Here is a 20,626-nt window from a genome sequence, read left to right as displayed (position 1 = left end):
CGTGCGAGGTGCGAAGTGGGAGTATCGAATTACGCCGCGCTGGCGAGAAGGGCTGCCTCGGCGGCGCCGACAGCGTCCGGCGTGCCGACATGCATCCACACGCCCTCAAGCCGCAACCCGAACAGGCGCTCCTGTTCGTTGGCGCGATCGAAGATTTTGGTCAGCGAGAATTCGCCCTGCGGCGCGTCCTTGAAAATTCCGGGCGCCATGATCGCAGCGCCGGCATAGACGAACGGCACCACCTGATGCTCCTTGCGCTTGCGCAAGGTACCATCGGTCATCATGGCGTAGTCGCCGGCGCCGGCATAGCCGATGCTGCTCGCGGTCGGCGCCATCAGCAGAAGGATATCCATTTTCGCTGGATCGAAGGCCTCGGCGAGGCGCGCCAGATTTGGCTGGACGCTATCGATCCACATCGTGTCGGCGTTGAGATGAAAAAACGGTGCAGAGCCGAGCAGGGGCAGCGCCTTGACCACGCCGCCGCCGGTGCCGAGGACCACGTCGCGCTCGTCGGAGATGATAACGCGGGGCGCGTCGCGCGAGGCGACATGCCGGATGATCTGGTCGGGCAGGTAGTGCACATTGACCACGGCGGTTTTGACATCGACCTCCCGGAGCCGGTCGAGCACATGATCGAGCAGCGGCTTGCCTGCCACCTCAACCAGCGGTTTTGGCCGATGGTCGGTCAGCGGCCGCATCCGCACGCCGAACCCGGCGGCGAGGACCATGGCAGTTGTCGGTTTGACGGGCATTGTCGGGAATTTCTCACACAGCGTCACGGGCCACATCGGCGGGTGACGATAGCATCCACCGGGCGGCGGCGCATCGGCGCCTGTCTATCGGCCGAATGTGACGGTGGTGCGACTCGGCCGTTTTGAAGAATCTCGCGGTGAAATCAGACCTCGACGACCTGCGCGCCGGTATTCCGCCGGACCTTTTTCTTGCCGTCCGCGGGCTTCAGGAAACCGACGCCGATCTGTTCGCCATTGACCCAGGACAGCTCGCAGCGCCGATAGGCAAGGCCGGTCGAGGACAGCAGCAGGAAGAATTCCTTGAGGTTGAGGCCTTCCACCGAACCGTCGACCGTGAGCTTGGCGCCGGTTTCGGAAATGTCCTCGACGAGGCATTCACGGCGCCATGTGCCGTCGATGCCCATCATGTGCGCGGAGAATCCCCGTTCGAAAACCACGCGCTCGCCTCGTTGCCTTTCAGCCATTCTCGCTGCTCCAGCCAGTTGCTACGGTCTCCGGCGGGCAGTGCCGGGAAATTTGGGGCAAGGTAGCGGTGAGATGATGAACAGCGGGTAAAAAACGATGTTGTCAGGGCGCTGCGACCGGCGGCGGAACGTGGGCGAGGCTCCATTCCTTGAGCCGGGCCAGCGACGGATGGGCAAAAGCGCGGCTGAGATAGGTCCAGATCCGCGGCTGGTGCCGCAGATAATGCGGCTTGCCGTCGCGCCGGTTCAACCGCGCGAAAGTTCCCAGCAGTCGCGTATTCCGCTGGGCGGACATCGCCGCGTAGGTCTCGGCGAAGGCGGAGGGATCGAATGACGGGTCAGCGGCCCGCCGTCCGGCGACATAGCGCGCCAGCATCGCGAGCTCGATCGATTCCGGAACGTCGATGCGCGCGTCCTGCAGCAGCGACACGAGATCGTAGGCGGTGGGGCCGATCACGGCGTCCTGAAAATCCAGCACGCCGACCTTCCCGATGCCCGGCCGGTCGTCGAGCCAGATCAGGTTGGGCGAATGGAAATCGCGCAGCATCCAGGTCTTGGGCGCGGCATCGGCCTTGGTCAGCAGTTCACGCCAGATCAGGATGAATTCGGCGTGGGCGCGCGGCGGCAATTCGACATCGCGATCGGGAAGATACCATTCGAGCATCAACCCGACTTCGGTCATCATGGCTTCGAGGTCGAAGTGCGGAATGTCATAGTCTGCCTGCGGCGCAAGCGGCAGGGTCTCGGGCAGCGCTTCACTGTGCAGCGTTGCCAGCATGTCGACCGCCGCCTGATAGCGCGAAGCAATCGGCGCCGGTGGATCTCCCGTGATGAAAGTCGCGGTGCCGAAATCCTCGGTGATGAGAAATCCCGAATCGAGATCGGCATCAAGGATGGCGGGTGCGGAGAAACCGCGATCGCGCAGTCCGTTGGCCATGGCGACGAACGGCCTCACGTCCTCGGCGAGATGCACCGCCGCGCTGTAGCTTTTGCCGTCATAGATCGCCGGTCCGTCGGGCCGTGGCGGCGAATTCATCAGGATCAGCGACGAGTCGCGGCCGATCAGACGTGCGTAGGAGCGTGTCGACGCATCGCCCGGCATCCGCCGGCGCTTCGCCTCGGCGTGGCCCGACATGTTGATGAAGCGCCGCAGCGCGATCAGCCGCGTAACCTTGGGCGAGGCGTCGCCGAAGCCGGTGATTTCCGCCGCGCGTGCCGAGGAGCCAAGTGAGGGCCGATGGGTCAGCGCGATGTCGATGCGGCTACGCGGCAGCATGTTCGGCGCGCGCTCGGGCCATTCGATCAGACAAACAGTGTCTTCGGGCAGCGGCGCCAGCCCGATCTCCTCGAGCTCGGACGGATCGCTGATCCGGTAGAGATCGGCATGCAGCACCGGATAGGCGGACAGCTCGTAGGTTTGGGCGAGGGTGAAAGTCGGGCTTGGCACCTCGAAATCGTCGTCGCCGGCGAGATAGCGGATCAGCGCCCGCGCGGCGGCGGTCTTGCCGGCCCCGAGATCGCCCGACAAGGTGATGACATCGCCGGGGCCGATCAGCAGCGCCAGGTCGGCCATCAGTTGCGCGGTGGCGGTTTCGTTCGCGAGCGCAACCGAGAAGGTCGATGGGTCGCTCATTCGGCGGCGTTGCGGTGTGCGGTCTGGTCGATGGGGAATTCGCAGGCGACAGTGGTGCCCTGTCCGACAACGGAATCGACCCGCACCTTGCCGCCGTGCAGCTCGACGAATGAGCGCACCAGCGACAGGCCGAGACCCGCGCCGCGATGGCGCGAACCGTTGGCATGACTTTCGAACCAGTCGAACACCTTGTCCTTGACCCCCGCCGGAATGCCGGGTCCGGAATCCGTTACCGAAAAGATGACGCGGTCATGGCTGCGCTTGGCGCTCAGTGCGATCGTGCCGTTCTGTGGTGAGAATCCAACCGCGTTGGCGAGCAGATTGTACAGCACCTGCACGATACGCCGCTCGTCGGCGACGAAGGTTCCGATTGTCGGATCGATGTCGACGCTCAGCGCGATGTTTTCGCGCGCCAGCCGATCCTGAATGCCTGCGGCTGCATCTTCGACGGTTTTACGCAGGTCGACCGGGCCGAGATCGAGCGTCATCGCGCCGGCGTCGATGGTCGCGAGGTCGAGGATGTTGTTGATGATCGCAAGCAGCGCGTTGGTCGAGGTCGTGATGTAGCCGAGATATTCGCTCTGCTTCAGCGACATCGGGCCGGTGGCGGGGTCGTTGAGGAAATGCGCGAAGCCGATGATCGTGGTCAGCGGCGAGCGCAGTTCGTAGGACACGTGATGGACGAAATCGACCTTCATCTGGTCGGCGGTCTCGAGCGCTTCGTTTCGTTCGCGCAGCGCGCGCTCGACATTCACGGTGTCGGTGACGTCCTGGAACGTCAGCATCGTCGCGCCGTCGGGCAGCGGGATCGTCATGCAGTCGAGCACGCTGCCGTCGCGGCGCTCCAGCCGCAACTGCACCGACGAGCGATTGTCGATGCCGGTGATCGCACCGCGCAGCGCCTGCCAGGCCGCGTCGTCGTCGAACAGCGGCCGGCACCATTGTTCGATGGTTTCGATATGCGGCTGCTGCGTTAGTTCTTCAGCGGACAGCTTCCACATCCGTGCGAACGGCGGATTGAACAGCCGCGCCCGGCCGTTGCCGCCGAACACCGCCACCGCTTCAGCGAGGTTGTCGAGGGTTTCGCGCTGGACCCGTAACAGGCCGTCGTTCTGGCGCTGCAGTTTCAGGCCTTCGGTGACGTCGTCGAACAGATAGGTCACGCCGCCTTCGGGATTAGGCGTGGTGACGATGCTGATGGCGCGGCCGTCGGGCAGATACCAGGTGTCCTTTGTCGGCTCGACCGCACGATAGGCCTCGTGAAGCCGGTTCTTCCACGCGCGGAAATCCTGCTGCTCGGGAATTTTGCGCGCGGCGCGCAATTTTTCCAGCACACTCGAATCGTCGGGATTGGAATCGAGGAAGGCGGGGTCGAGATCCCACAGCCGCCGGTAAGAGTCGTTATAGAAGGCAAGCCGCTTGTGGGCGTCGAACACCGCAACGCCGGACGACAGCTGGTCGAGCATTCGCCGATGGGCTTCCGCCATCCGCACCAGCGCCGCGCCCAGCGCATCGGCTTCGGTGGCGTCGATGGCCATGCCGGCGCTGCCGCCGGCAACATTGAGGGCGTGAACATCGAAGATCCGGCGCTGGCCGCTGATCGCGACTGGAACCCTGGCGTGGTAGGGGCGGCCCTCGGCGAGCGCGCGCGCCATCTCGCCGCGGTCGGCGCTGTCGAGCAATTCGAGATTGCGTGTCATCGCGTCGGGAACGTTGGCCGCTTCGGTCGCCTGAGCATAGGCGGCATTCGCGAACGCCAGACCGCCGGTGGCGTTCTTCGCCCAGATCGGCATCGGTGCGACGGCGGCAAAGGCGCGCAGCGCGTCCGTCTCTTCAAGCAGGCGGCGATGACGGATGGTCATTTCCGCGAGTTCCAGCCGGACGCTGGAGAGTTCGCGAATCCTGACGATGGCCTGTCCACCGATGGCGCGGCCCATTGCTTCGATGGTGCGGCCCGCCGATGTGGTGAGATTGAGCAGGAAACCTTCGCCGGCCTCACGCAACGCGTCGATCGCGTGGTCGATTGCCAGGGCCTGCTCGGGCTGCAGCCAGGTTCCAAAGGCGAGGATGCGCTGCGGCGGGTGGGCCGCGCCCTGCGGCACCAGCAAAGCGACGTCGCCTGAAATGTCGGGCCGGTCCTCGCCCGCGGCCCACGAGATTAGCACCTGCGGTTCGGCAAACAGCAGCGCGCGGAACCGGTCGGATTCGGATTGCAGAGTCTGGTTCTCCGCGCGCAACTGCGATTCGATTTTCGCGGCGCGGACGCGGGTGCGCATCAGCAGAATGGCGGCGACCACCGAAAAGCCGAGCACGGACGCCGCCACGGCGAGTGCTGCGGCTTCCTGACGATGCAGCCCGGCAAACAACGCCATCGTGGTGTCGATCATGCCCGGTTCGGCGGCGTCGGCGGGTGATGTTATCGCGGCAAAGGCGGTGGCTGCGGCGAGACGGGCGCACAGGCGCGCGGTGCCGCCATGCACGATCGAAGTGCACGACAACAGGGTTCGACGCATCGCCCCTATCACGCCCGACATGGAGTGGTCCCAACCGCAATTCGCGAATCGAAAGACAATATCCCCAAGAGGACTCACCGGGTAAGAGTCCAGACCGTGAACGTGAATCGCGAGCGGTAATTAAGCGGGGCGTTAACGCTTGGTGCAGCGCATCCGGTCAATTTGAGGCAGGTTTTAGCGGCCGGTGGAACCGAAGCCGCCGCTGCCGCGCTCGGTCGGCGCGATCGAGGTCACGGCCGCCAGTTGCGCCTGAACCACCGGCGCGATCACTATCTGCGCGATGCGCTCCCCGCGCCGGATCGTGAAGGTGTCCTTGCCGTGGTTGATCAGCAGCACGTTGACCTCGCCGCGATAGTCGGCGTCGACCGTGCCCGGCGAATTCAACACCGTCACGCCGTGCTTCGCCGCAAGCCCCGAACGAGGCCGCACCTGCGCCTCAAAGCCGGAGGGCAGCGCGATGACCAGTCCGGTTGGGACCATGGCATATGTTCCCGGCGCCAGGTCGAGCGGTGCATCGTGCGGGATTGCGGCCAGCAGATCGAGGCCGGCGGCATCCGCGCTTTGATAGGCCGGCAGCGCAAGGCCATCGGCATGGGGCAGTTGCCGTACGTCGACAACGACGGGAACGCTCATGGGGCAGGGTCCTTCATCGCAGGGTCTTTCGTCGATTGGGCGATGCGCGTGACCAGCGCGGCGGCGACTTCGTCCTTGGTCATCACCGGCCACGAGTCGATGCCGTCGGCGGTGACGATATGCACGGTGTTGCGATCGCCGCCCATCACGCCGCTTTCGGGGGACACGTCATTGGCGACGATCCAGTCGCAGCCTTTGCGCTTCAGCTTCGATCTTGCGTTATCGAGCAGGTTTTCGGTTTCCGCCGCGAAACCGATGACGAGATCGGGGCGGTTTTCGGCGCGTCTGGCGATGGTTGCCAGAATGTCGGGATTTTCCACCAGCTGCAGCGGCGGCATCCCGGCCGATGTTTTCTTGATTTTCTGCGTCCCGGCATTGGCGACGCGCCAGTCGGCGACGGCGGCGGCGAAGATCGCAATATCGGCGGGCAGCGCCTGTTCCGCCTGCGCCAGCATGTCCTGCGCCGATTCGACATGGATGACATTGACGCCGGCCGGAGCGTCGAGATCGACAGGGCCCGACACCAGCGTCACGTCGGCGCCGGCTGCTGCTGCCGCGGCTGCGATGGCATAGCCCTGTTTGCCGGAGGAACGGTTGGCGATGTAGCGCACCGGGTCGATCGGCTCGTGCGTGGGGCCTGCGGTAATCAGGATCGATTTACCCGCGAGGCTTTGCGTCTGCGGCGGCCGCAGCATGACGTCGGCGACGTCGGCGATTTCCACCGGCTCCGCCATGCGGCCGACGCCGGCCTCGTTGGCCTCCGCCATCTCGCCGGCATTGGGGCCGATGAAAGCGATGCCGTCGCGCGACAACTGCGCCACGTTGCGCCGGGTGGCGGCGTTGCTCCACATCAGCGGATTCATCGCGGGCGCGACCAGCACCGGGCGATTGGTCGCGAGCAGGATCGCGGTCGCCAGATCGTCGGCGTGGCCCTGCGCCATCTTCGCCATCAGGTCGGCGGTGGCCGGCGCGACCACGATCAAATCGGTATCGCGAGCGAGGCGGATATGACCGGCATCGAATTCGCTCTGGGCGTCGAACAAGTCCGTGTAGCAGCGCTCATCGGCCAGCGCGCTCGCGGTCAGCGGCGTGACGAATTGCTGCGCGGCGCGGGTCATCACGCAGCGCACGTGAATGCGGCGCTCCTTGAGCCGCCGGATGAGGTCCAGCGCCTTGTAGGCGGCAATGCCGCCGCCGATGATCAGCGTGACGCGCGGCAGTTCAAGAGCAGTTCCCTGCGTGCGCCGGACTGTCCGGGGGGCAGCCATTGCCGGCGCGGCCTCGCGGCCCTCGGCGGCTTCACGCAGGATGACGCGGACTTCGTCCTCCACCGAGCGGCCGTGGCGGGCCGCCCGCAGCCGCAGGGCGGTTTTCAGATCGTCGTCGAGCTTGCGGACGGTCAGACTGGCCATGGCATCCTCAGAGTGCTCATGGCCCATACCACATGATATCATCGCCATCAAATATTGATTGCAATGCAATCAATTCAGGATTGCAAGGTCACGATCAAAATCCCGAGGAAACTCAGCGCGATGACCCAGAGGGCGGCGGCGACCCAGCGGGTTTTGCGGGCTTCGGCTTGGCCGATTTTCTCGATGGTTTCGGAAGACAGCACCAGCCCGTCGCGGGTCATGGTCTCGAATTGCTCGAGCACGGCCACCGAACGGGCGGCGATCGACGGCAGGCCGGACAGCACGCGGCCGAGTTCGCCGGCGCCGCCGAGCGCGCCCTGGATCTTGCCGAGCGGACCGAGATTGCGTTCGATCCATTCGCGCACGACGGGATCGGCGGTCTTCCAGATGTCGAGCTTGGGATCGAAGCCGCGCGCGACGCCTTCGACCACCACCATCGTCTTCTGCAGCAGGATCAACTCAGGGCGCGTGCGCATGTCGAACAGCCCGGTGACTTCGAGCAGCAGCGTCAGTAGCTTGGCCATCGATATTTCGTCAGCGGCGCGATTGTGGATCGGCTCGCCGATGGCGCGGATGGCTTGCGCGAAATTTTCCACCGAATGATGTGCCGGCACGTAGCCGGCCTCGAAATGGACTTCGGCGACGCGGCGGTAGTCGCGCGTGATGAAGCCCAGCAGAATCTCGGCGAGGAATTGCCGCTCCTTCATTCCGAGCCGGCCCATGATGCCGAAATCGACCGCGACCAGCCGGCCGGTGTAGTCGACGAACAGGTTGCCGGGATGCATGTCGGCGTGAAAGAAGCCGTCACGCAGCGCATGGCGCAGGAAGCTCTGGATGATCTTGCGGCCGAGCACGGGCAGATCGACATGAGCCGATTCGAGCTTGGCGCGATCATTCAGCGCGATGCCGTCGATCCATTCCATCGTCAGCACGTGGTGACTGGTGCGATCCCAGTCGACAGTCGGCACGCGGAAGTCGGGATCGTCGATCGTGTTCTCCGCCATCTCTGACAGCGCCGCGGCCTCGAGCCGCAGGTCCATTTCCATCGCCACCGAGCGCGCCAGCGTCTCGACGATCTCCATCACCCGCAGCCGTCGCGCCTCGGACGAAATTGCTTCCATCTTGCGGGCGGCATATCGGAACGAACTGAGGTCATAGCCGAAGCGCGCGGCCACGTTCGGGCGCAGCACCTTCACCGCGACGGCTTTGCGCGTACCATGGTCATCGACCTCGGCGCGATGCACCTGCGCGATCGACGCGGCAGCCACAGAATCTCCGAATGACACAAACGCCGAGGAAATCGGCCTTTCCAGCGAGGTCTCGACGACCTTGAGCGCTTCTGCCTGTGGAAACGGCGGCAGCCGGTCCTGCAAGCTTTCGAGATCGCGTGCCATCGTGACGCCAACGACATCCGGGCGTGTGGCGAGAAACTGGCCGAGCTTGACGTAGGTCGGGCCGAGCCGCGTCAGCGCTCGTGAAAACCGCGAGCCGCTTTTGGCGTCACGCCGCTCGATCAACCGGGCTATACGGATCGCGGCCTGCGCCGCAGGCGGCAGTGGCGACGGATCGACCAGCCCGAACACGCCTTCGCGCGCGAACACGAAGCCGGCGCGCGCGAGCCGCACGATATGAGCCAGCGATGAGATCACAAACGCCAGCCCGAATGCAGTGCGACGATGCCGCCGGACATGATGTCGTATTTGACGCGCGAGAAGCCGGCGTCGCGGATCATCTGTGCGAATGTTTCGGGTTTCGGAAACTGGCGGATCGATTCGACCAGATACCGATAGGATTCAGCGTCGCCGGTGACCGCGCGACCCATTTGCGGAATCACGTTGAACGAGAACATGTCGTAAAGCTTGTCGAGGCCCGGCACCGTAACGGTCGAGAACTCGAGACACAGGAAACGCGAACCGGGTTTGAGCACACGATAGGCTTCCTTGAGAGCCAGCGGAATGCGCGGCACGTTGCGGATGCCGAAGGCGATCGTATAGGCGTCGAAGCTCTTGTCGGCGAAAGCCAGCGCCTCGGCGTTGCCTTCGACGAATTGCACCTGATGTTCCAGATGGCGGGCGACGGCGCGCTCGCGGCCGACCGCAAGCATGTCGCCGTTGATGTCGCAAACCGTCGCCTCGAAGCCCAGTCCCGAGGCAGCGGCCGCGCGGAACGCGATATCGCCGGTACCGCCGGCGACATCGAGCAGCGCGAACGGAGCGTCGCTGCGCGGCGGATTGAGCGTACTGATCATCACGTCCTTCCAGACGCGATGCAGCCCGCCTGACATCAGGTCGTTCATGAGGTCGTAGCGCCGCGCGACGCTGTGAAAAACGTCGTTGACCAGCGTCTGCTTGTCGCCCAGGGGCACGTCCCTGTAGCCGAAATGTGTCGTGTCGTCCGGCCGTTCCATGATGTCCCGGTCTGTGAAATTCGCTTTTGCGGCGGGACCATAGCGCGCCGCGTCGCGCCGCGCTACATACCCTGTCGTGAAGCGCGAACCTTGCTCCGCGAGGTGTCAAGGTTAACGCCGCAACGCTGAGCAAGTTGCCGGGGATTTTCGATGGCGATCCAGTTCAATCGTGTGATTCCGACCCTGCGCATGTTCGACATCGCCAAGGCGCGGGAGTTCTATCTCGATTATCTCGGCTTCGTGGTCGATTTCGAGCATCGCTTCGAGCCGAAACTGCCGCTGTTCATGCAGGTGTCGCGCGGCGATGCCCGGCTGTACCTCAGCGAGCACCATGGCGACGGCTCGCCCGGCTGCCATGTCACCATCGAAATGACCGGCGTCGCCGAATACCATGCCGAGCTTGCGGCAAAGAACTACAATTACATGCGGCCCGGTCTCGAGCGGCAGCCATGGGGTGCCACCACCGTCACCGTCTACGATCCGTTCTCAAATCATATTACGTTCAGCGAGCCGTCGCCCGCCTAGCCTTGCCAGGAATCTTCAATGCCCGAATTGCCCGAGGTCGAAACCGTCCGCCGCGGCCTGCAGCCGGTGATGGAGGGCCAGCGGATCGCGCGGGTCGAGACCCGGCGCGGCGGCCTGCGGTTTCCGTTCCAGAAGGATTTCGTCGCTCGGCTCGACGGGCAGACGGTGACGGGGTTGGGGCGCCGGGCGAAATATCTGATGGCAGATCTCGCGTCCGGCGACGTGCTGCTGATGCATCTCGGCATGTCGGGTTCGTTTCGAGTCGCGCTCGCGGACGGCGAAACGACGCCGGGCGAGTTTCACTATGCGCGCAGCGAAGATCGCACGCACGATCATGTGATCTTTCACATGGCAACGGGTGCGGTGATTTCGTTCAACGATCCGCGCCGCTTCGGATCGATGAAGATCGTGCCGCGTGCGGAGATCGAGCAAGAGCCGCTGCTGCGCGGGCTCGGCCCCGAGCCGCTCGGCAACGAATTCGACGCCGCGATGCTGGCGCGCGCCTGCGCCGGCAAGAAGACATCGTTGAAAGCGGCGCTGCTCGATCAGCGCGTCGTCGCCGGGCTCGGCAACATCTATGTCTGTGAGGCACTGTTTCGCTCGCATCTGTCGCCGCGCCGTCTTGCCGCGACGCTGGCGACAAAAAAGGGCGAAACCACCGATCATGCAAAGCGGCTGGTAGGCGCGATCCATACCGTGTTGAACGCGGCGATCGAGGCGGGCGGATCGTCATTGCGCGATCATCGCCAGACCGATGGTGAACTCGGCTACTTCCAGCATTCGTTCCGGGTCTATGATCGTGAAGGCGAGAAATGCCCGACGCCGAAATGCAAGGGCACCATCAAGCGCTTCGTGCAGAACGGCCGGTCGACGTTCTGGTGTCCGACCTGTCAGAAGTGATGCTCTCTCCTTCTCCTCGCTTGCGGGGAGAGGTGAATTCTCCACTACTTTCGCACGCAGATAATCCGCAGCACCGAGGCTTTCGGATCTGAGCGTCCCGTTGCTGCCGCGACATGGTGTGCACGCAGGAACACACCCACGGTTGTCGCGCTCACCAGTGACGATTGACCGGTGGATGCCGCTGGCCCTGCGACGACCGTCGGCTTCAGCCGTGCCACGCCGGCAAATGTACCATCCGCATTCGTCACCGGCGCGCCGGCGAATCCGGAATCGGGAGTGGGTGACAGCGTGATGTTATCGCCGGCCGTTGTCGTTGTCGCTTTGAGCGAGGTGACGATGGCACGGCCGCCCTGATGCTCGGGGTCGGCGATGCCGGTGACGATCACGTCTGGCTTCGCGGCGTCTCCGCCTTCGATCGCCAGCGGTTTGAGGTCCGCCGCGCCGTAAATACGTAGCAACGCGAGTCCGTGCGCCTCGTCCTGCGCCACCCGGTCGGCATTGCCGCGACCGTTGACAACGATGGAGGTGCAGCCATCGACTGCCTCACGGCTGGCGAGGATCGCGCCGTCGGCGCTAACGATGATGCCGGTGGAATACTCGACCTTCGGAGGTGGCGGTGGTCCACCGGCCTGCAGGGAAAACGGATCGAACGCGCTCGACATCGCCACCACCACCGGCGCCATGGTGCCTTCGGTGGCTTGATCGTACAGTACGGTGAGAACGCGAACCTCGTTGCCGCGAGTCTGCCCGCGGATGTAGAATTTTTTCAGGCCCTGTGTTCCGGACAGGACGAAGAAATCCGGCTTCACCACGCTGTAGTCGATCTTGCGGGTCGCGACTTTTCGTTCGCGCGCGGCAACGGTCGCCGTGGTTGCACCGGCTTCCCTGCGGCGCTCCAGCGAGATCTGGATGGTTCCCGTACTGGATGCCCATGTGGTGCCGTCGGCGGTGCTGGTGATCTTCGGTGCCAGTTTGGCCGGCAAGCCGATGCGCGCGCCGGTGACGGGATCGGTGGTATATTTCCAGCCGACATTGGCGCGTCGTTTTCGCGCCGCGTCCGCCAGCGCCGCGCGCTCCTGTGGGTTGAGCACACCGGTTTGCTTGCCGCGGTGATCCTTCTGAAACGATTTGATCGCAGTGACCATGCGGCTACTGGCTTCGCCGTCGATCAGGCCGTTATAAGCACCTGTCCATGCCAGATCGGACTGGATCGATCGGCGGTCGGCCTGCGTCATCGCGCTGGCGGTATCGATCGGCGTTTGCAGCTTCGGCCGCGCCGCGCCGACGGTGCCGTCCGGAGAGACCGGGACAGTGGCTATCGGCTTGGGCTTGAGCGCGGTTGATTGAGCGGCCGGAGCGGTGTGGCCATGCGTGATGGCAACGAAGCCTGACGCCGCTATCGCGACCAGCGCGGGGGCGATCAACGATTTCATCAATATTCTCACGGCTGGACTCGAATTAAGTTAAACATACATGATGGGTCTGCAAAAGCACTGCGAAGGTTCGATGTCGGATCAACAAGCCATGACCACCAGCGCGATCGGTGTCGCGCACGACGCGGCCGCGTCATGCTGACGTCCGAGGAACTTGAGCGTTACGCGCGCCATATCGTGATGCGCGAAGTCGGCGGCCCCGGCCAGGCCGCGCTGAAGAAAGCGCGGGTGCTGGCGATCGGGGCCGGCGGCCTCGGCGCCCCGGCCTTGATGTATCTCGCCGCTGCCGGCGTCGGGACGCTCGGTGTTGTCGATGACGACACGGTGTCGCTGTCGAATCTGCAACGGCAGATCATTCACGCCACGCCGGATGTCGGACGGCTCAAGGTTGATAGCGCGGCGGATCGCATCCACGCGCTCAATCCGCATGTGATCATGCAAACTCACGCCATGCGGCTCGATGCATCGAATGCGCTTGCGATCGTCGGTGGCTACGACATTGTCGTTGACGGCTCGGATAATTTCACGACGCGTTATCTGGTGTCGGACGCCTGCTTTCTGGCGAAGAAGACTCTGGTCGCCGGCGCGCTCGGTGTGTTCGACGCCTCGCTGACCACCATCCGCGCGCATGAGAAGAATGCGGAAGGACAGATGAACCCGACCTATCGCTGCCTGTTTCCCGAACCGCCGCCGCCCGGCACCACGCCGACCTGCGAGGAGGCGGGGGTGCTTGGCGCGCTGGCCGGTGTGCTCGGCTCGATGATGGCGCTGGAGGTGATTCGCGAAATCGTCGGGTTTGGCGAGAGTCTGGTGGGGCGGCTGGTGATGATCGATGCCCGCGCCATGCGCTTCGAGACGCTGCGTTACGCGCGCGATCCGTCAAACCCGCTCAACGGCGACAAGCCGACGATCACCGATTTGAGCGCGCATCGTTAGCGAGCGCGCGCCGGTCTTCACACCATATTGGGTAAAATGCGATCCGGCGGCTTGTGGCCGTCGAGGAACGTGCGGATGTTGATGATGACCTTGTCGCCCATCTCGACGCGGCCTTCGATGGTGGCCGATCCCATATGCGGCAACAGCACCACCTTGCCGGCCTTGGCGAGCCGAACCAGCTTGGGATTGACCGCGGGCTCGTGCTCGAACACGTCCAGCGCCGCGCCCGCAATCTCGCCGCCCTCGATCAGCTTGGTCAGCGTCGCTTCGTCGATCACCTCGCCGCGCGCGGTATTGACGATATAGGCGTCCTTGCGGATTAGCTTGAGCCGCCGCGCCGACAGAAGATGGAACGTGGCCGGGGTGTGCGGGCAGTTGACCGAGATGATGTCCATGCGGGCCAGCATCTGGTCGAGGCTGTCCCAGTAGGTTGCGCGCAACTCTTCCTCGATCTGCGGCGCGACCGGCTTGCGATTGTGATAGTGGATCTGCAATCCGAAGGCGTGAGCGCGGCGCGCGACGGCCTGCCCGATCCGGCCCATGCCGATGATGCCGAGGCGTTTGCCGCCGATGCGATGGCCAAGCATCCATGTCGGCGACCAGCCGGGCCAGTCCTTGCCGTCGGTGATGATCGCGGCGCCTTCCGTTAACCGCCGTGGCACTGCGAGGATCAGCGCCATCGTCATGTCGGCGGTGTCCTCGGTCAGCACTTTCGGTGTGTTGGTCACGGTGATGCCGCGCGCCATCGCGGCCGCGACGTCGATATTGTCGACGCCGTTGCCGAAATTGGCGATCAGTTTCAGCTTCGTCTCGGGCTGGTTGAGGATGTCGGCGGTGATCTCGTCGGTCACCGTCGGGACCAGGATGTCGGCGGTGCGCACTGCGTCGGCGAGCTGGTCCGGCGTCATCGGCGTGTCGTCGAGATTGAGCCTTGTGTCGAACAGTTCGCGCATCCGCGTTTCGGTGCTGTCCGGCAGCTTCCGCGTCACGACAACAAGAGGTTTTTTCTTAACCGACATTGCTTGCTCTCACGACACTTCCATCCGGCTGTTCAGTCCTCATTAACCGGGCTGTTCGAATGTACAAATTCGGTGCCGGTCGCGGGAGTTCTCTGGAGCTTTCAATTCTTGGCTTGCGGTCCTCTCTAGCAGAAGGCCGGGCCAAGACAAGAACCCAGCAGCCTGGCGCCGCCGACGGGGATCGAGGGATGTATGCCAGCGGGTAAATGCCCGTGGGGCATAAGGAATTACGGCAGGGACGGAAAATGGGGTTGAGGTCACATATCGTCGCGGTGGGGCTCGCGGTCGCGTTCTTGAATATGTCGAGCTGGAACGTACCCGGAGGTGCAGCGCACGCCGCCAAGGACCCCGCCCAGACGACCGCCAGCGGCCTGCCGGTGCCGCGTTATGTCAGCCTCAAATCCGATCGCGTCAATGTTCGCGCCGGTCCGACCATGGATCAGGATGTGAGCTGGATCTACACCCGCGCCGGGTTGCCGGTCGAAGTCACGGCGGAATGGGAGAACTGGCGGCGGGTCCGGGATTCGGAGGGTGCGGAAGGCTGGGTCTATCATTCCCTGCTGTCGGGGCGCCGTACGGCTGTCATCTCCATGAAGCACAAGGACGAACTCGCGACGTTGTACGATCGTCCGGATAAGGACAGCGCCGTGGCGGCACGGCTGCAGGCTGGTGTCGTCGCGCACGTGAAGCATTGCGGGAACGGCTGGTGCCGCATCGTCGGCAACAATTTCGACGGCTGGGTCGAGCAGCAGCGGCTGTGGGGCGTCTACGCCGACGAAAAGATCGACTAGGCGCGATCAGCGGAAGCCGAAACGAAAAACGCTCCCTTCCCGGAGCGTTCGACATTCAGGGATGGAAGGAACTTCAGCGCTTCTTGCGCAGGCGGACAACCATGTCGATGCGGCTGATTTCATAACCCTCGGGGACGTCCGGCATTTTCTGCAGGACCAGATGCGGGTCCGGAATGTCGACCAGCTCGTGGTTGCCCTCGAGATAGAAATGATGATGCGACGACACGTTGGTGTCGAAATAGGTTTTGGTGCCGTCAACGCTGACCTGACGCAGCAGGCCGGCCTCGGTCAACTGGTTCAGGGTGTTGTAGACGGTGGCAAGCGACACCGGCACCTTGGCGTGGGTCGCTTCCTCGTAGAGCATTTCCGCCGTCAGATGGCGATCGCCCTTGCCGAACAGCAGCCAGCCCAGCGCCATGCGCTGGCGGGTCGGGCGCAGGCCAACCGATTGCAACATCTCGTTGACGTCATGCCACGGGCAGCCGGTCAGAACCGGCGCGTGGCCATGGGTCAGATGCTCGGCGTTTGCCCGGTCGGCAGCGCCCTGGTCTTGATCGGTGGCAGTCATTGCACTCATCATCCAACTCTGAGGCGGCTCTCCAATCGAAGAACGCGCCGCCTTCCGCGAAACACGTCGCTTGCCTGACAATATAGAAAAGGATGCAGATACATGCAAGTTTTTCGCAACTGATCAATGGGTTCGGCAGGGCGATTTGCCCCGATTCGGGCGATTTCACCGGCTTTGACGCCCCGAGGGCGTATGTTAGAGGTCGCTCAGCCGCGCGTGTGGCGTTTGGGAAGGAAAAGGGATGCAGGATCGTCGGGGCAGCTACAATTACGAGGAGCTGCTGGCCTGTGGCCGCGGTGAACTGTTTGGTGCCGGCAATGCGCAGCTTCCGCTGCCCCCGATGCTGATGTTCGACCGTATCACCGAAATCAACGATACCGGCGGCGAATACGGCAAGGGGCTCGTGCGGGCGGAGCTCGACGTCAAATCCGACCTGTGGTTTTTCAACTGTCATTTCAAGGGCGATCCGGTGATGCCCGGTTGTCTCGGCCTCGACGCGCTGTGGCAGATGGTCGGATTCTTTCTCGGCTGGACCGGCGGCGCCGGGCGTGGTCGGGCGCTGGGCTTGGGCGATCTGAAGTTTTCCGGCCAGGTGCTGCCGCACATCACGAAGGTTGTGTACAACATCGATATCAAGCGGGTCATGCGTTCGAAGCTGGTTCTCGGTATCGCCGACGGGTGGCTTTCGTCGGATGGCGAGATTATCTATCGCGCCAAGGACCTGAAGGTCGGGCTGTTCCAGCAGGGCGCCGCATTGCAGCCCGGAAACTGATGCAAGGCTTCCGGCAGGACAGCTTCAGGCGACATGGTTTCACGAACTGGCGGGGCGGCCGATTCATGACACTTCAGAATAATCATCCGAACGCAGCAGCGAGGACGAGGCGATCATGAGACGGGTTGTCGTCACCGGGATGGGGATTGTCTCATCGATCGGAAACAACACGCAGGAAGTGCTGGCAAGCCTGTTCGAGGCGAAGTCCGGAATTTCGCGTGCGGAAGATTATGCCAAGCTCGGCTTCCGCTCTCAGGTTCATGGCGCGCCGACGCTCAATCCCGCCGAGGTGGTTGACCGTCGCGCGATGCGGTTCCTTGGCGAGGGTGCGGCGTGGAATCACGTTGCGATGGAGCAGGCGATCCGCGATTCGGGATTGGAGCCGTCGGAGGTTTCCAACGAGCGCACCGGCATCATCATGGGTTCGGGCGGGCCGTCCGCTCGCACGATCGTGGAAGCCGCGGACATCACGCGCGCCAAGGGGCCGAAGCGCGTCGGGCCGTTCGCCGTGCCCAAGGCAATGTCGTCGACCGCCTCGGCGACGCTCGCCACCTGGTTCAAGATCAAGGGCGTCAACTATTCGATCTCGTCGGCCTGCGCGACATCCAATCACTGCATCGGCAATGCCTATGAGACGATCCAGATCGGCAAGCAGGACGTGGTCTTCGCCGGCGGATGCGAAGAGCTCGACTGGACGCTGTCAGTGCTGTTCGACGCGATGGGCGCGATGTCGTCGAAATACAACGACACACCGGCCACAGCCTCGCGTGCCTACGATGTCAACCGCGACGGCTTTGTGATCGCCGGCGGTGCAGGCGTCGTGGTGCTGGAAGAACTGGAGCATGCCAAGGCACGCGGCGCACGGATTTACGGCGAGATCGCGGGCTACGGCGCGACGTCGGATGGCTACGATATGGTGGCGCCGTCAGGCGAGGGCGCCGAGCGCTGCATGAAGATGGCGCTCTCCACCGTCAAGGCCAAGATCGACTACATCAACCCGCATGCGACTTCGACGCCGGCAGGTGATCCGCCGGAGATCAAGGCGATCCGCAACGTGTTCGGCACTGGTGACGAGTGTCCGCCGATCTCGGCGACCAAGTCGCTGACCGGCCATTCGCTCGGCGCAACAGGCGTGCAGGAAGCGATCTACTCGCTGTTGATGATGAACAACGGCTTCATCTGCGAGAGCGCGAACATCCAGGAGCTCGATCCGATGTTCGCCGACATGCCGATCGCGCGCAAGCGCATCGACAACGTCAAGCTCGGTGCGGTGCTGTCAAATTCGTTCGGCTTCGGCGGCACCAACGCGACGCTGGTGTTCAAGCAGCTCGATGCATGATTTTCAAAGGACAGACTGATTGACGTCATGGCCGGGCTCGACCCGGCCATGCGCATTTTGATTGCGGTACGGACGCGGCCGCAATGTTGGTCGCGGGTTCAGCATAGAAGGAAAAGTTGAACATGCAGGGACTCATGCAAGGCAAGCGCGGGCTCATCATGGGTGTCGCCAACGACCACTCCATTGCATGGGGCATCGCCAAGGCGCTTGCCGCGCAGGGTGCGGAACTTGCCTTCACCTATCAGGGCGAAGCACTTGGCAAGCGGGTGAAGCCGCTGGCCGAATCGCTCAACGCCGCGCTGATCCTGCCGTGCGATGTGGAAGACATCGCCAGTGTCGATGCCACTTTCGCCGCCATGAAAGAAAAATGGGGCAGCATCGATTTCCTCGTTCACGCCATCGGATTTTCCGACAAGAACGAGCTCAAGGGCCGCTATGCCGACACCACCCGCGCCAATTTCTCGCGCACCATGGTGATCTCGTGCTTCTCGTTCACCGAAGTCGCCAAGCGCGCCGCCGCGATGATGCCAAATGGCGGTTCGATCGTGACGCTGACCTTCGGCGGATCGACCCGTGTCATGCCCAACTACAACGTGATGGGTGTCGCAAAGGCGGCGCTGGAGGCTTCGGTGCGTTATCTCGCCGCGGATTTCGGCCGCGACAGGATTCGCGTCAATTCGATTTCGGCGGGCCCGGTGCGCACGCTGGCCGGCGCCGGTATCGGCGATTCGCGCGCGATGTTCGCCTTCCAGCAGAAACATTCGCCGCTCGGCCGCGGCGTCACGCTGGATGAACTCGGCGGTACCGCGCTGTATCTGCTGTCCGACCTGTCCGGCGGTGTCACCGGCGAGACCCACTTCGTCGATTCGGGCTACAACATCATCTCGATGCCGCATCCGGATGCGTTGAAGGCAGAGGTTGCCGCGACCGACGACAAGTAATTACCCCGCGGCCAGCGCGGTCGCGCGCTGGAAGGCGGGCCGCGCCGAGCAGGCCTCGATGTAACGGTCGAACGACGGCCGCGTCGGCACCATCTTGAACAGTTTGACCGCAAAGTTCAGGCCGCTGCCGATGATGACGTCGGCGGCCGAGAACGTGTCGCCAAGAATCCACGGGCCTTTTTCCAGCGCCTTGTCGAGGACGTCGAACACCTGATCGGCGTCGCCCCAGGCGGCCGTGCTGGACGGCACTTCGAGCTTGGTGAAAATCTGGATCAGCGCCGGCTCGATGCAACTCGGTGCGAAAAACAGCCATTGCAGATATTTGGCGCGACGTGGGTCGCCGACAGGCGGCGCGAGCTTTGCGTCGGGATAGCGCTCGGCGACATAGGCGCAGATCGCGGCGGCCTCGGCGATCGACACATCGCCATCCTTCAGGGCGGGCACCTTGCCCATCGGGTTGATGGCGAGATACTCGGGCGTCTTCTGCGCACCGGTCGAAATGTCGGTCAGGACACGTTCGTAAGGCTGCCCCGTCTCTTCCAGGATCCAGAGCCCAGAGAAGGAGCGCGAACGCGGCGACCAGTACAGCTTCATCATGTGACCTCTCCGAACGAATCAGCGGGCGGGAATCACTATCAGCATTCTCCAGCAGAGCAACGACTTCGGCTGGAAGCGAGCATCAAGGCGCCGCGAAATAGAACAATTTTATGAAACGGCGCAGGCGATTGGCGCAGACCGCTCATGACTTGTGCACAGCGCAGCCGAACATTGGCGCGGACGGTAACTTGATGCCAGAATAAGGTTCCCGACGATGGTCGCGGGGCAACAGGAGAATGGAAAATGTCGTCGCGAGAACTTGCAGCTGAGTTCTTAGGAACGTTCGCATTGGTCACGGCAGTTTGCGGGGCGGCACTGTTTTCCGCGCCGAGCGCGGGTCTCATCGCTGTGGCATTCGCGGTGGGACTATCGGTACTGGCGATGGCTTATGCCGTCGGCTCGATCTCCGGTGGTCATTTCAATCCCGCGGTGACGATCGGGCTTGTTGCCGCCGGCCGCTTCGACGCTGGAAAAGCGCCGGGCTATGTCATCGCGCAGGTGATCGGCGGCGCTGCTGCTGCTGCGGTGTTCTTTGTTGTCCTCGGCGGTGCGCCAGCGGGCAAGTGGAACGATTTCACGGCGATCTCGAATATCTACGGCGGTACGACGCATTTTACGATGTTTTCTGCCGGTCTGACGGAAATCGTCATCACCGCGTTGTTCGTGCTGGTAATCGTAAGTACAACGTCGCCGCGCGCGCCTGCCGGTTTTGCCCCGCTCGCGATCGGTCTGGCGCTGGTGCTGTTTCACCTTGTCGCGATTCCGGTCAGCAACGCATCGCTCAATCCTGCGCGTTCGACGGCGACCGCGATTTTCGGCGGCGCCGAGGCCTTGAATTCATTGTGGCTGTTCTGGGTAACGCCAATCATCGGCGGCATTGTCGGCGGGTTGATCGGCAAATGGCTGCATGCCGAATATGTCGGCGGTCCGACCAATCAGTAATTCAGGCGACTCGATCGCAAAGAAAAAGGGCGGCTGAAAAGCCGCCCTT

General features: G+C 63.5%; 20 protein-coding genes. 8 read left to right on the top strand and 12 right to left on the bottom strand.

All coding sequences use genetic code 11. The features are described 5' to 3' along the window. Positions 1-29: 29 nt before the first annotated feature. From ASC80_RS18415 to ubiE, 8 genes are all read right to left on the bottom strand, one after another. The gene (locus ASC80_RS18415; RefSeq protein ID WP_056300281.1) at positions 30-752 is read right to left on the bottom strand and encodes a nucleotidyltransferase family protein; all 723 of its coding nucleotides are present in this window, start codon (positions 750-752) and stop codon (positions 30-32) included. A 143-nt stretch (positions 753-895) separates the two neighbouring features. Next, positions 896-1,216, bottom strand: coding sequence for a PilZ domain-containing protein (locus tag ASC80_RS18410; RefSeq protein ID WP_056300279.1), 321 nt, complete (start codon positions 1,214-1,216; stop codon positions 896-898). A gap of 103 nt (positions 1,217-1,319) precedes the next feature. Then, a complete protein-coding gene (tsaE, locus tag ASC80_RS18405; RefSeq protein ID WP_056300276.1) occupies positions 1,320-2,849 on the bottom strand; it encodes a tRNA (adenosine(37)-N6)-threonylcarbamoyltransferase complex ATPase subunit type 1 TsaE in 1,530 nt (509 codons plus the stop codon). Next, the gene (locus ASC80_RS18400) at positions 2,846-5,383 is read right to left on the bottom strand and encodes a sensor histidine kinase (RefSeq protein ID WP_056300273.1); all 2,538 of its coding nucleotides are present in this window, start codon (positions 5,381-5,383) and stop codon (positions 2,846-2,848) included. The genes tsaE and ASC80_RS18400 overlap by 4 nt, the downstream gene beginning before the upstream one ends. 153 nt (positions 5,384-5,536) lie before the next feature. Next, the gene (dut, locus tag ASC80_RS18395; protein WP_056300270.1) at positions 5,537-5,995 is read right to left on the bottom strand and encodes a dUTP diphosphatase; all 459 of its coding nucleotides are present in this window, start codon (positions 5,993-5,995) and stop codon (positions 5,537-5,539) included. Then, positions 5,992-7,407, bottom strand: coding sequence for a bifunctional phosphopantothenoylcysteine decarboxylase/phosphopantothenate--cysteine ligase CoaBC (coaBC, locus tag ASC80_RS18390; protein ID WP_056300993.1), 1,416 nt, complete (start codon positions 7,405-7,407; stop codon positions 5,992-5,994). Before coaBC ends, dut begins: the two co-directional genes overlap by 4 nt. Before the next feature lie 74 nt (positions 7,408-7,481). Beyond that, positions 7,482-9,056: a 2-polyprenylphenol 6-hydroxylase gene (ubiB, locus tag ASC80_RS18385; RefSeq protein WP_056300268.1), complete on the bottom strand. Its 1,575-nt coding sequence runs from the start codon at positions 9,054-9,056 to the stop codon at positions 7,482-7,484. After that, on the bottom strand, positions 9,053-9,814 hold the full coding sequence (ubiE, locus tag ASC80_RS18380) for a bifunctional demethylmenaquinone methyltransferase/2-methoxy-6-polyprenyl-1,4-benzoquinol methylase UbiE (RefSeq protein ID WP_056300266.1): 762 nt from the start codon (positions 9,812-9,814) through the stop codon (positions 9,053-9,055). Before ubiE ends, ubiB begins: the two co-directional genes overlap by 4 nt. Before the next feature lie 150 nt (positions 9,815-9,964). Between ubiE and ASC80_RS18375 the strand changes: the two genes are divergently transcribed. Then, the gene (locus ASC80_RS18375; protein WP_056300264.1) at positions 9,965-10,339 is read left to right on the top strand and encodes a glyoxalase superfamily protein; all 375 of its coding nucleotides are present in this window, start codon (positions 9,965-9,967) and stop codon (positions 10,337-10,339) included. 18 nt (positions 10,340-10,357) lie between these two features. After that, positions 10,358-11,239: a bifunctional DNA-formamidopyrimidine glycosylase/DNA-(apurinic or apyrimidinic site) lyase gene (mutM, locus tag ASC80_RS18370; RefSeq protein WP_056300261.1), complete on the top strand. Its 882-nt coding sequence runs from the start codon at positions 10,358-10,360 to the stop codon at positions 11,237-11,239. 44 nt (positions 11,240-11,283) lie between these two features. On the opposite strand, the gene ASC80_RS18365 is transcribed toward mutM, so the two are convergent. After that, positions 11,284-12,672 carry a serine protease gene (locus tag ASC80_RS18365; protein ID WP_056300258.1) on the bottom strand — a complete coding sequence of 463 codons (1,389 nt, stop codon included), beginning with the start codon at positions 12,670-12,672 and terminating at the stop codon, positions 11,284-11,286. Positions 12,673-12,807: 135 nt separating this feature from the next. Here ASC80_RS18365 and ASC80_RS18360 point away from each other — a divergent pair, with 135 nt between their 5' ends. Continuing rightward, positions 12,808-13,608, top strand: a complete 801-nt coding sequence (locus ASC80_RS18360) for a HesA/MoeB/ThiF family protein (RefSeq protein ID WP_056300254.1) — start codon at positions 12,808-12,810, stop codon at positions 13,606-13,608. Between the two features lie 17 nt (positions 13,609-13,625). Here the strand turns inward: ASC80_RS18360 and ASC80_RS18355 are convergent, their stop codons facing one another. Next, a complete protein-coding gene (locus ASC80_RS18355) occupies positions 13,626-14,627 on the bottom strand; it encodes a 2-hydroxyacid dehydrogenase (RefSeq protein ID WP_056300251.1) in 1,002 nt (333 codons plus the stop codon). Positions 14,628-14,926: 299 nt separating this feature from the next. On the opposite strand from ASC80_RS18355, the gene ASC80_RS18350 reads away from it, so the two are divergent. Further along, on the top strand, positions 14,927-15,418 hold the full coding sequence (locus ASC80_RS18350; RefSeq protein WP_056300991.1) for an SH3 domain-containing protein: 492 nt from the start codon (positions 14,927-14,929) through the stop codon (positions 15,416-15,418). Between the two features lie 73 nt (positions 15,419-15,491). On the opposite strand, the gene irrA is transcribed toward ASC80_RS18350, so the two are convergent. Then, positions 15,492-15,986 (bottom strand): iron response transcriptional regulator IrrA, encoded by a 495-nt coding sequence (gene irrA / locus ASC80_RS18345; RefSeq protein ID WP_056300248.1) that lies wholly within the window; start codon positions 15,984-15,986, stop codon positions 15,492-15,494. A 241-nt stretch (positions 15,987-16,227) separates the two neighbouring features. On the opposite strand from irrA, the gene fabA reads away from it, so the two are divergent. The 3 genes from fabA to fabI all read left to right on the top strand — a co-directional run bounded on the left by fabA (position 16,228) and on the right by fabI (position 19,038). Next, the gene (gene fabA, locus ASC80_RS18340; protein ID WP_056300245.1) at positions 16,228-16,758 is read left to right on the top strand and encodes a 3-hydroxyacyl-[acyl-carrier-protein] dehydratase FabA; all 531 of its coding nucleotides are present in this window, start codon (positions 16,228-16,230) and stop codon (positions 16,756-16,758) included. A gap of 115 nt (positions 16,759-16,873) precedes the next feature. Beyond that, positions 16,874-18,097: a beta-ketoacyl-ACP synthase I gene (gene fabB / locus ASC80_RS18335; RefSeq protein WP_056300242.1), complete on the top strand. Its 1,224-nt coding sequence runs from the start codon at positions 16,874-16,876 to the stop codon at positions 18,095-18,097. A gap of 122 nt (positions 18,098-18,219) precedes the next feature. Next, positions 18,220-19,038, top strand: a complete 819-nt coding sequence (gene fabI / locus ASC80_RS18330; protein WP_056300240.1) for an enoyl-ACP reductase FabI — start codon at positions 18,220-18,222, stop codon at positions 19,036-19,038. Here the strand turns inward: fabI and ASC80_RS18325 are convergent, their stop codons facing one another. Then, positions 19,039-19,635 carry a glutathione S-transferase family protein gene (locus tag ASC80_RS18325; RefSeq protein ID WP_056300238.1) on the bottom strand — a complete coding sequence of 199 codons (597 nt, stop codon included), beginning with the start codon at positions 19,633-19,635 and terminating at the stop codon, positions 19,039-19,041. It lies immediately after the preceding gene. 243 nt (positions 19,636-19,878) lie between these two features. Here ASC80_RS18325 and ASC80_RS18320 point away from each other — a divergent pair, with 243 nt between their 5' ends. Next, positions 19,879-20,577 (top strand): aquaporin, encoded by a 699-nt coding sequence (locus ASC80_RS18320; RefSeq protein WP_056300235.1) that lies wholly within the window; start codon positions 19,879-19,881, stop codon positions 20,575-20,577. Positions 20,578-20,626 lie beyond the last annotated feature (49 nt).

Origin of the sequence: Afipia sp. Root123D2 (genome assembly GCF_001425835.1) — a bacterium.
Taxonomy (GTDB): Bacteria; Pseudomonadota; Alphaproteobacteria; order Rhizobiales; family Xanthobacteraceae; genus Afipia.
The sequence above is the reverse complement of the archived record's forward strand: the minus strand, read 5'-3'. Positions and strand labels throughout refer to the sequence as shown.

What these genes read in the sequence shown, in the direction of transcription:
- irrA (WP_056300248.1), bottom strand. Translation starts at nt 15,986, where the DNA reads ATGACTGCCACCGATCAAGACCAGGGCGCTGCCGACCGGGCAAACGCC.
- ASC80_RS18375 (WP_056300264.1), top strand. Translation starts at nt 9,965, where the DNA reads ATGGCGATCCAGTTCAATCGTGTGATTCCGACCCTGCGCATGTTCGAC.
- fabI (WP_056300240.1), top strand. Translation starts at nt 18,220, where the DNA reads ATGCAGGGACTCATGCAAGGCAAGCGCGGGCTCATCATGGGTGTCGCC.
- ASC80_RS18365 (WP_056300258.1), bottom strand. Translation starts at nt 12,672, where the DNA reads ATGAAATCGTTGATCGCCCCCGCGCTGGTCGCGATAGCGGCGTCAGGC.
- ASC80_RS18350 (WP_056300991.1), top strand. Translation starts at nt 14,927, where the DNA reads ATGTCGAGCTGGAACGTACCCGGAGGTGCAGCGCACGCCGCCAAGGAC.
- ASC80_RS18400 (WP_056300273.1), bottom strand. Translation starts at nt 5,383, where the DNA reads ATGTCGGGCGTGATAGGGGCGATGCGTCGAACCCTGTTGTCGTGCACT.
- ASC80_RS18320 (WP_056300235.1), top strand. Translation starts at nt 19,879, where the DNA reads ATGTCGTCGCGAGAACTTGCAGCTGAGTTCTTAGGAACGTTCGCATTG.
- ASC80_RS18325 (WP_056300238.1), bottom strand. Translation starts at nt 19,635, where the DNA reads ATGATGAAGCTGTACTGGTCGCCGCGTTCGCGCTCCTTCTCTGGGCTC.
- dut (WP_056300270.1), bottom strand. Translation starts at nt 5,995, where the DNA reads ATGAGCGTTCCCGTCGTTGTCGACGTACGGCAACTGCCCCATGCCGAT.
- ASC80_RS18415 (WP_056300281.1), bottom strand. Translation starts at nt 752, where the DNA reads ATGCCCGTCAAACCGACAACTGCCATGGTCCTCGCCGCCGGGTTCGGC.
- coaBC (WP_056300993.1), bottom strand. Translation starts at nt 7,407, where the DNA reads ATGGCCAGTCTGACCGTCCGCAAGCTCGACGACGATCTGAAAACCGCC.
- ASC80_RS18355 (WP_056300251.1), bottom strand. Translation starts at nt 14,627, where the DNA reads ATGTCGGTTAAGAAAAAACCTCTTGTTGTCGTGACGCGGAAGCTGCCG.
- tsaE (WP_056300276.1), bottom strand. Translation starts at nt 2,849, where the DNA reads ATGAGCGACCCATCGACCTTCTCGGTTGCGCTCGCGAACGAAACCGCC.
- fabA (WP_056300245.1), top strand. Translation starts at nt 16,228, where the DNA reads ATGCAGGATCGTCGGGGCAGCTACAATTACGAGGAGCTGCTGGCCTGT.
- ASC80_RS18360 (WP_056300254.1), top strand. Translation starts at nt 12,808, where the DNA reads ATGCTGACGTCCGAGGAACTTGAGCGTTACGCGCGCCATATCGTGATG.
- fabB (WP_056300242.1), top strand. Translation starts at nt 16,874, where the DNA reads ATGAGACGGGTTGTCGTCACCGGGATGGGGATTGTCTCATCGATCGGA.
- ASC80_RS18410 (WP_056300279.1), bottom strand. Translation starts at nt 1,216, where the DNA reads ATGGCTGAAAGGCAACGAGGCGAGCGCGTGGTTTTCGAACGGGGATTC.
- ubiE (WP_056300266.1), bottom strand. Translation starts at nt 9,814, where the DNA reads ATGGAACGGCCGGACGACACGACACATTTCGGCTACAGGGACGTGCCC.
- mutM (WP_056300261.1), top strand. Translation starts at nt 10,358, where the DNA reads ATGCCCGAATTGCCCGAGGTCGAAACCGTCCGCCGCGGCCTGCAGCCG.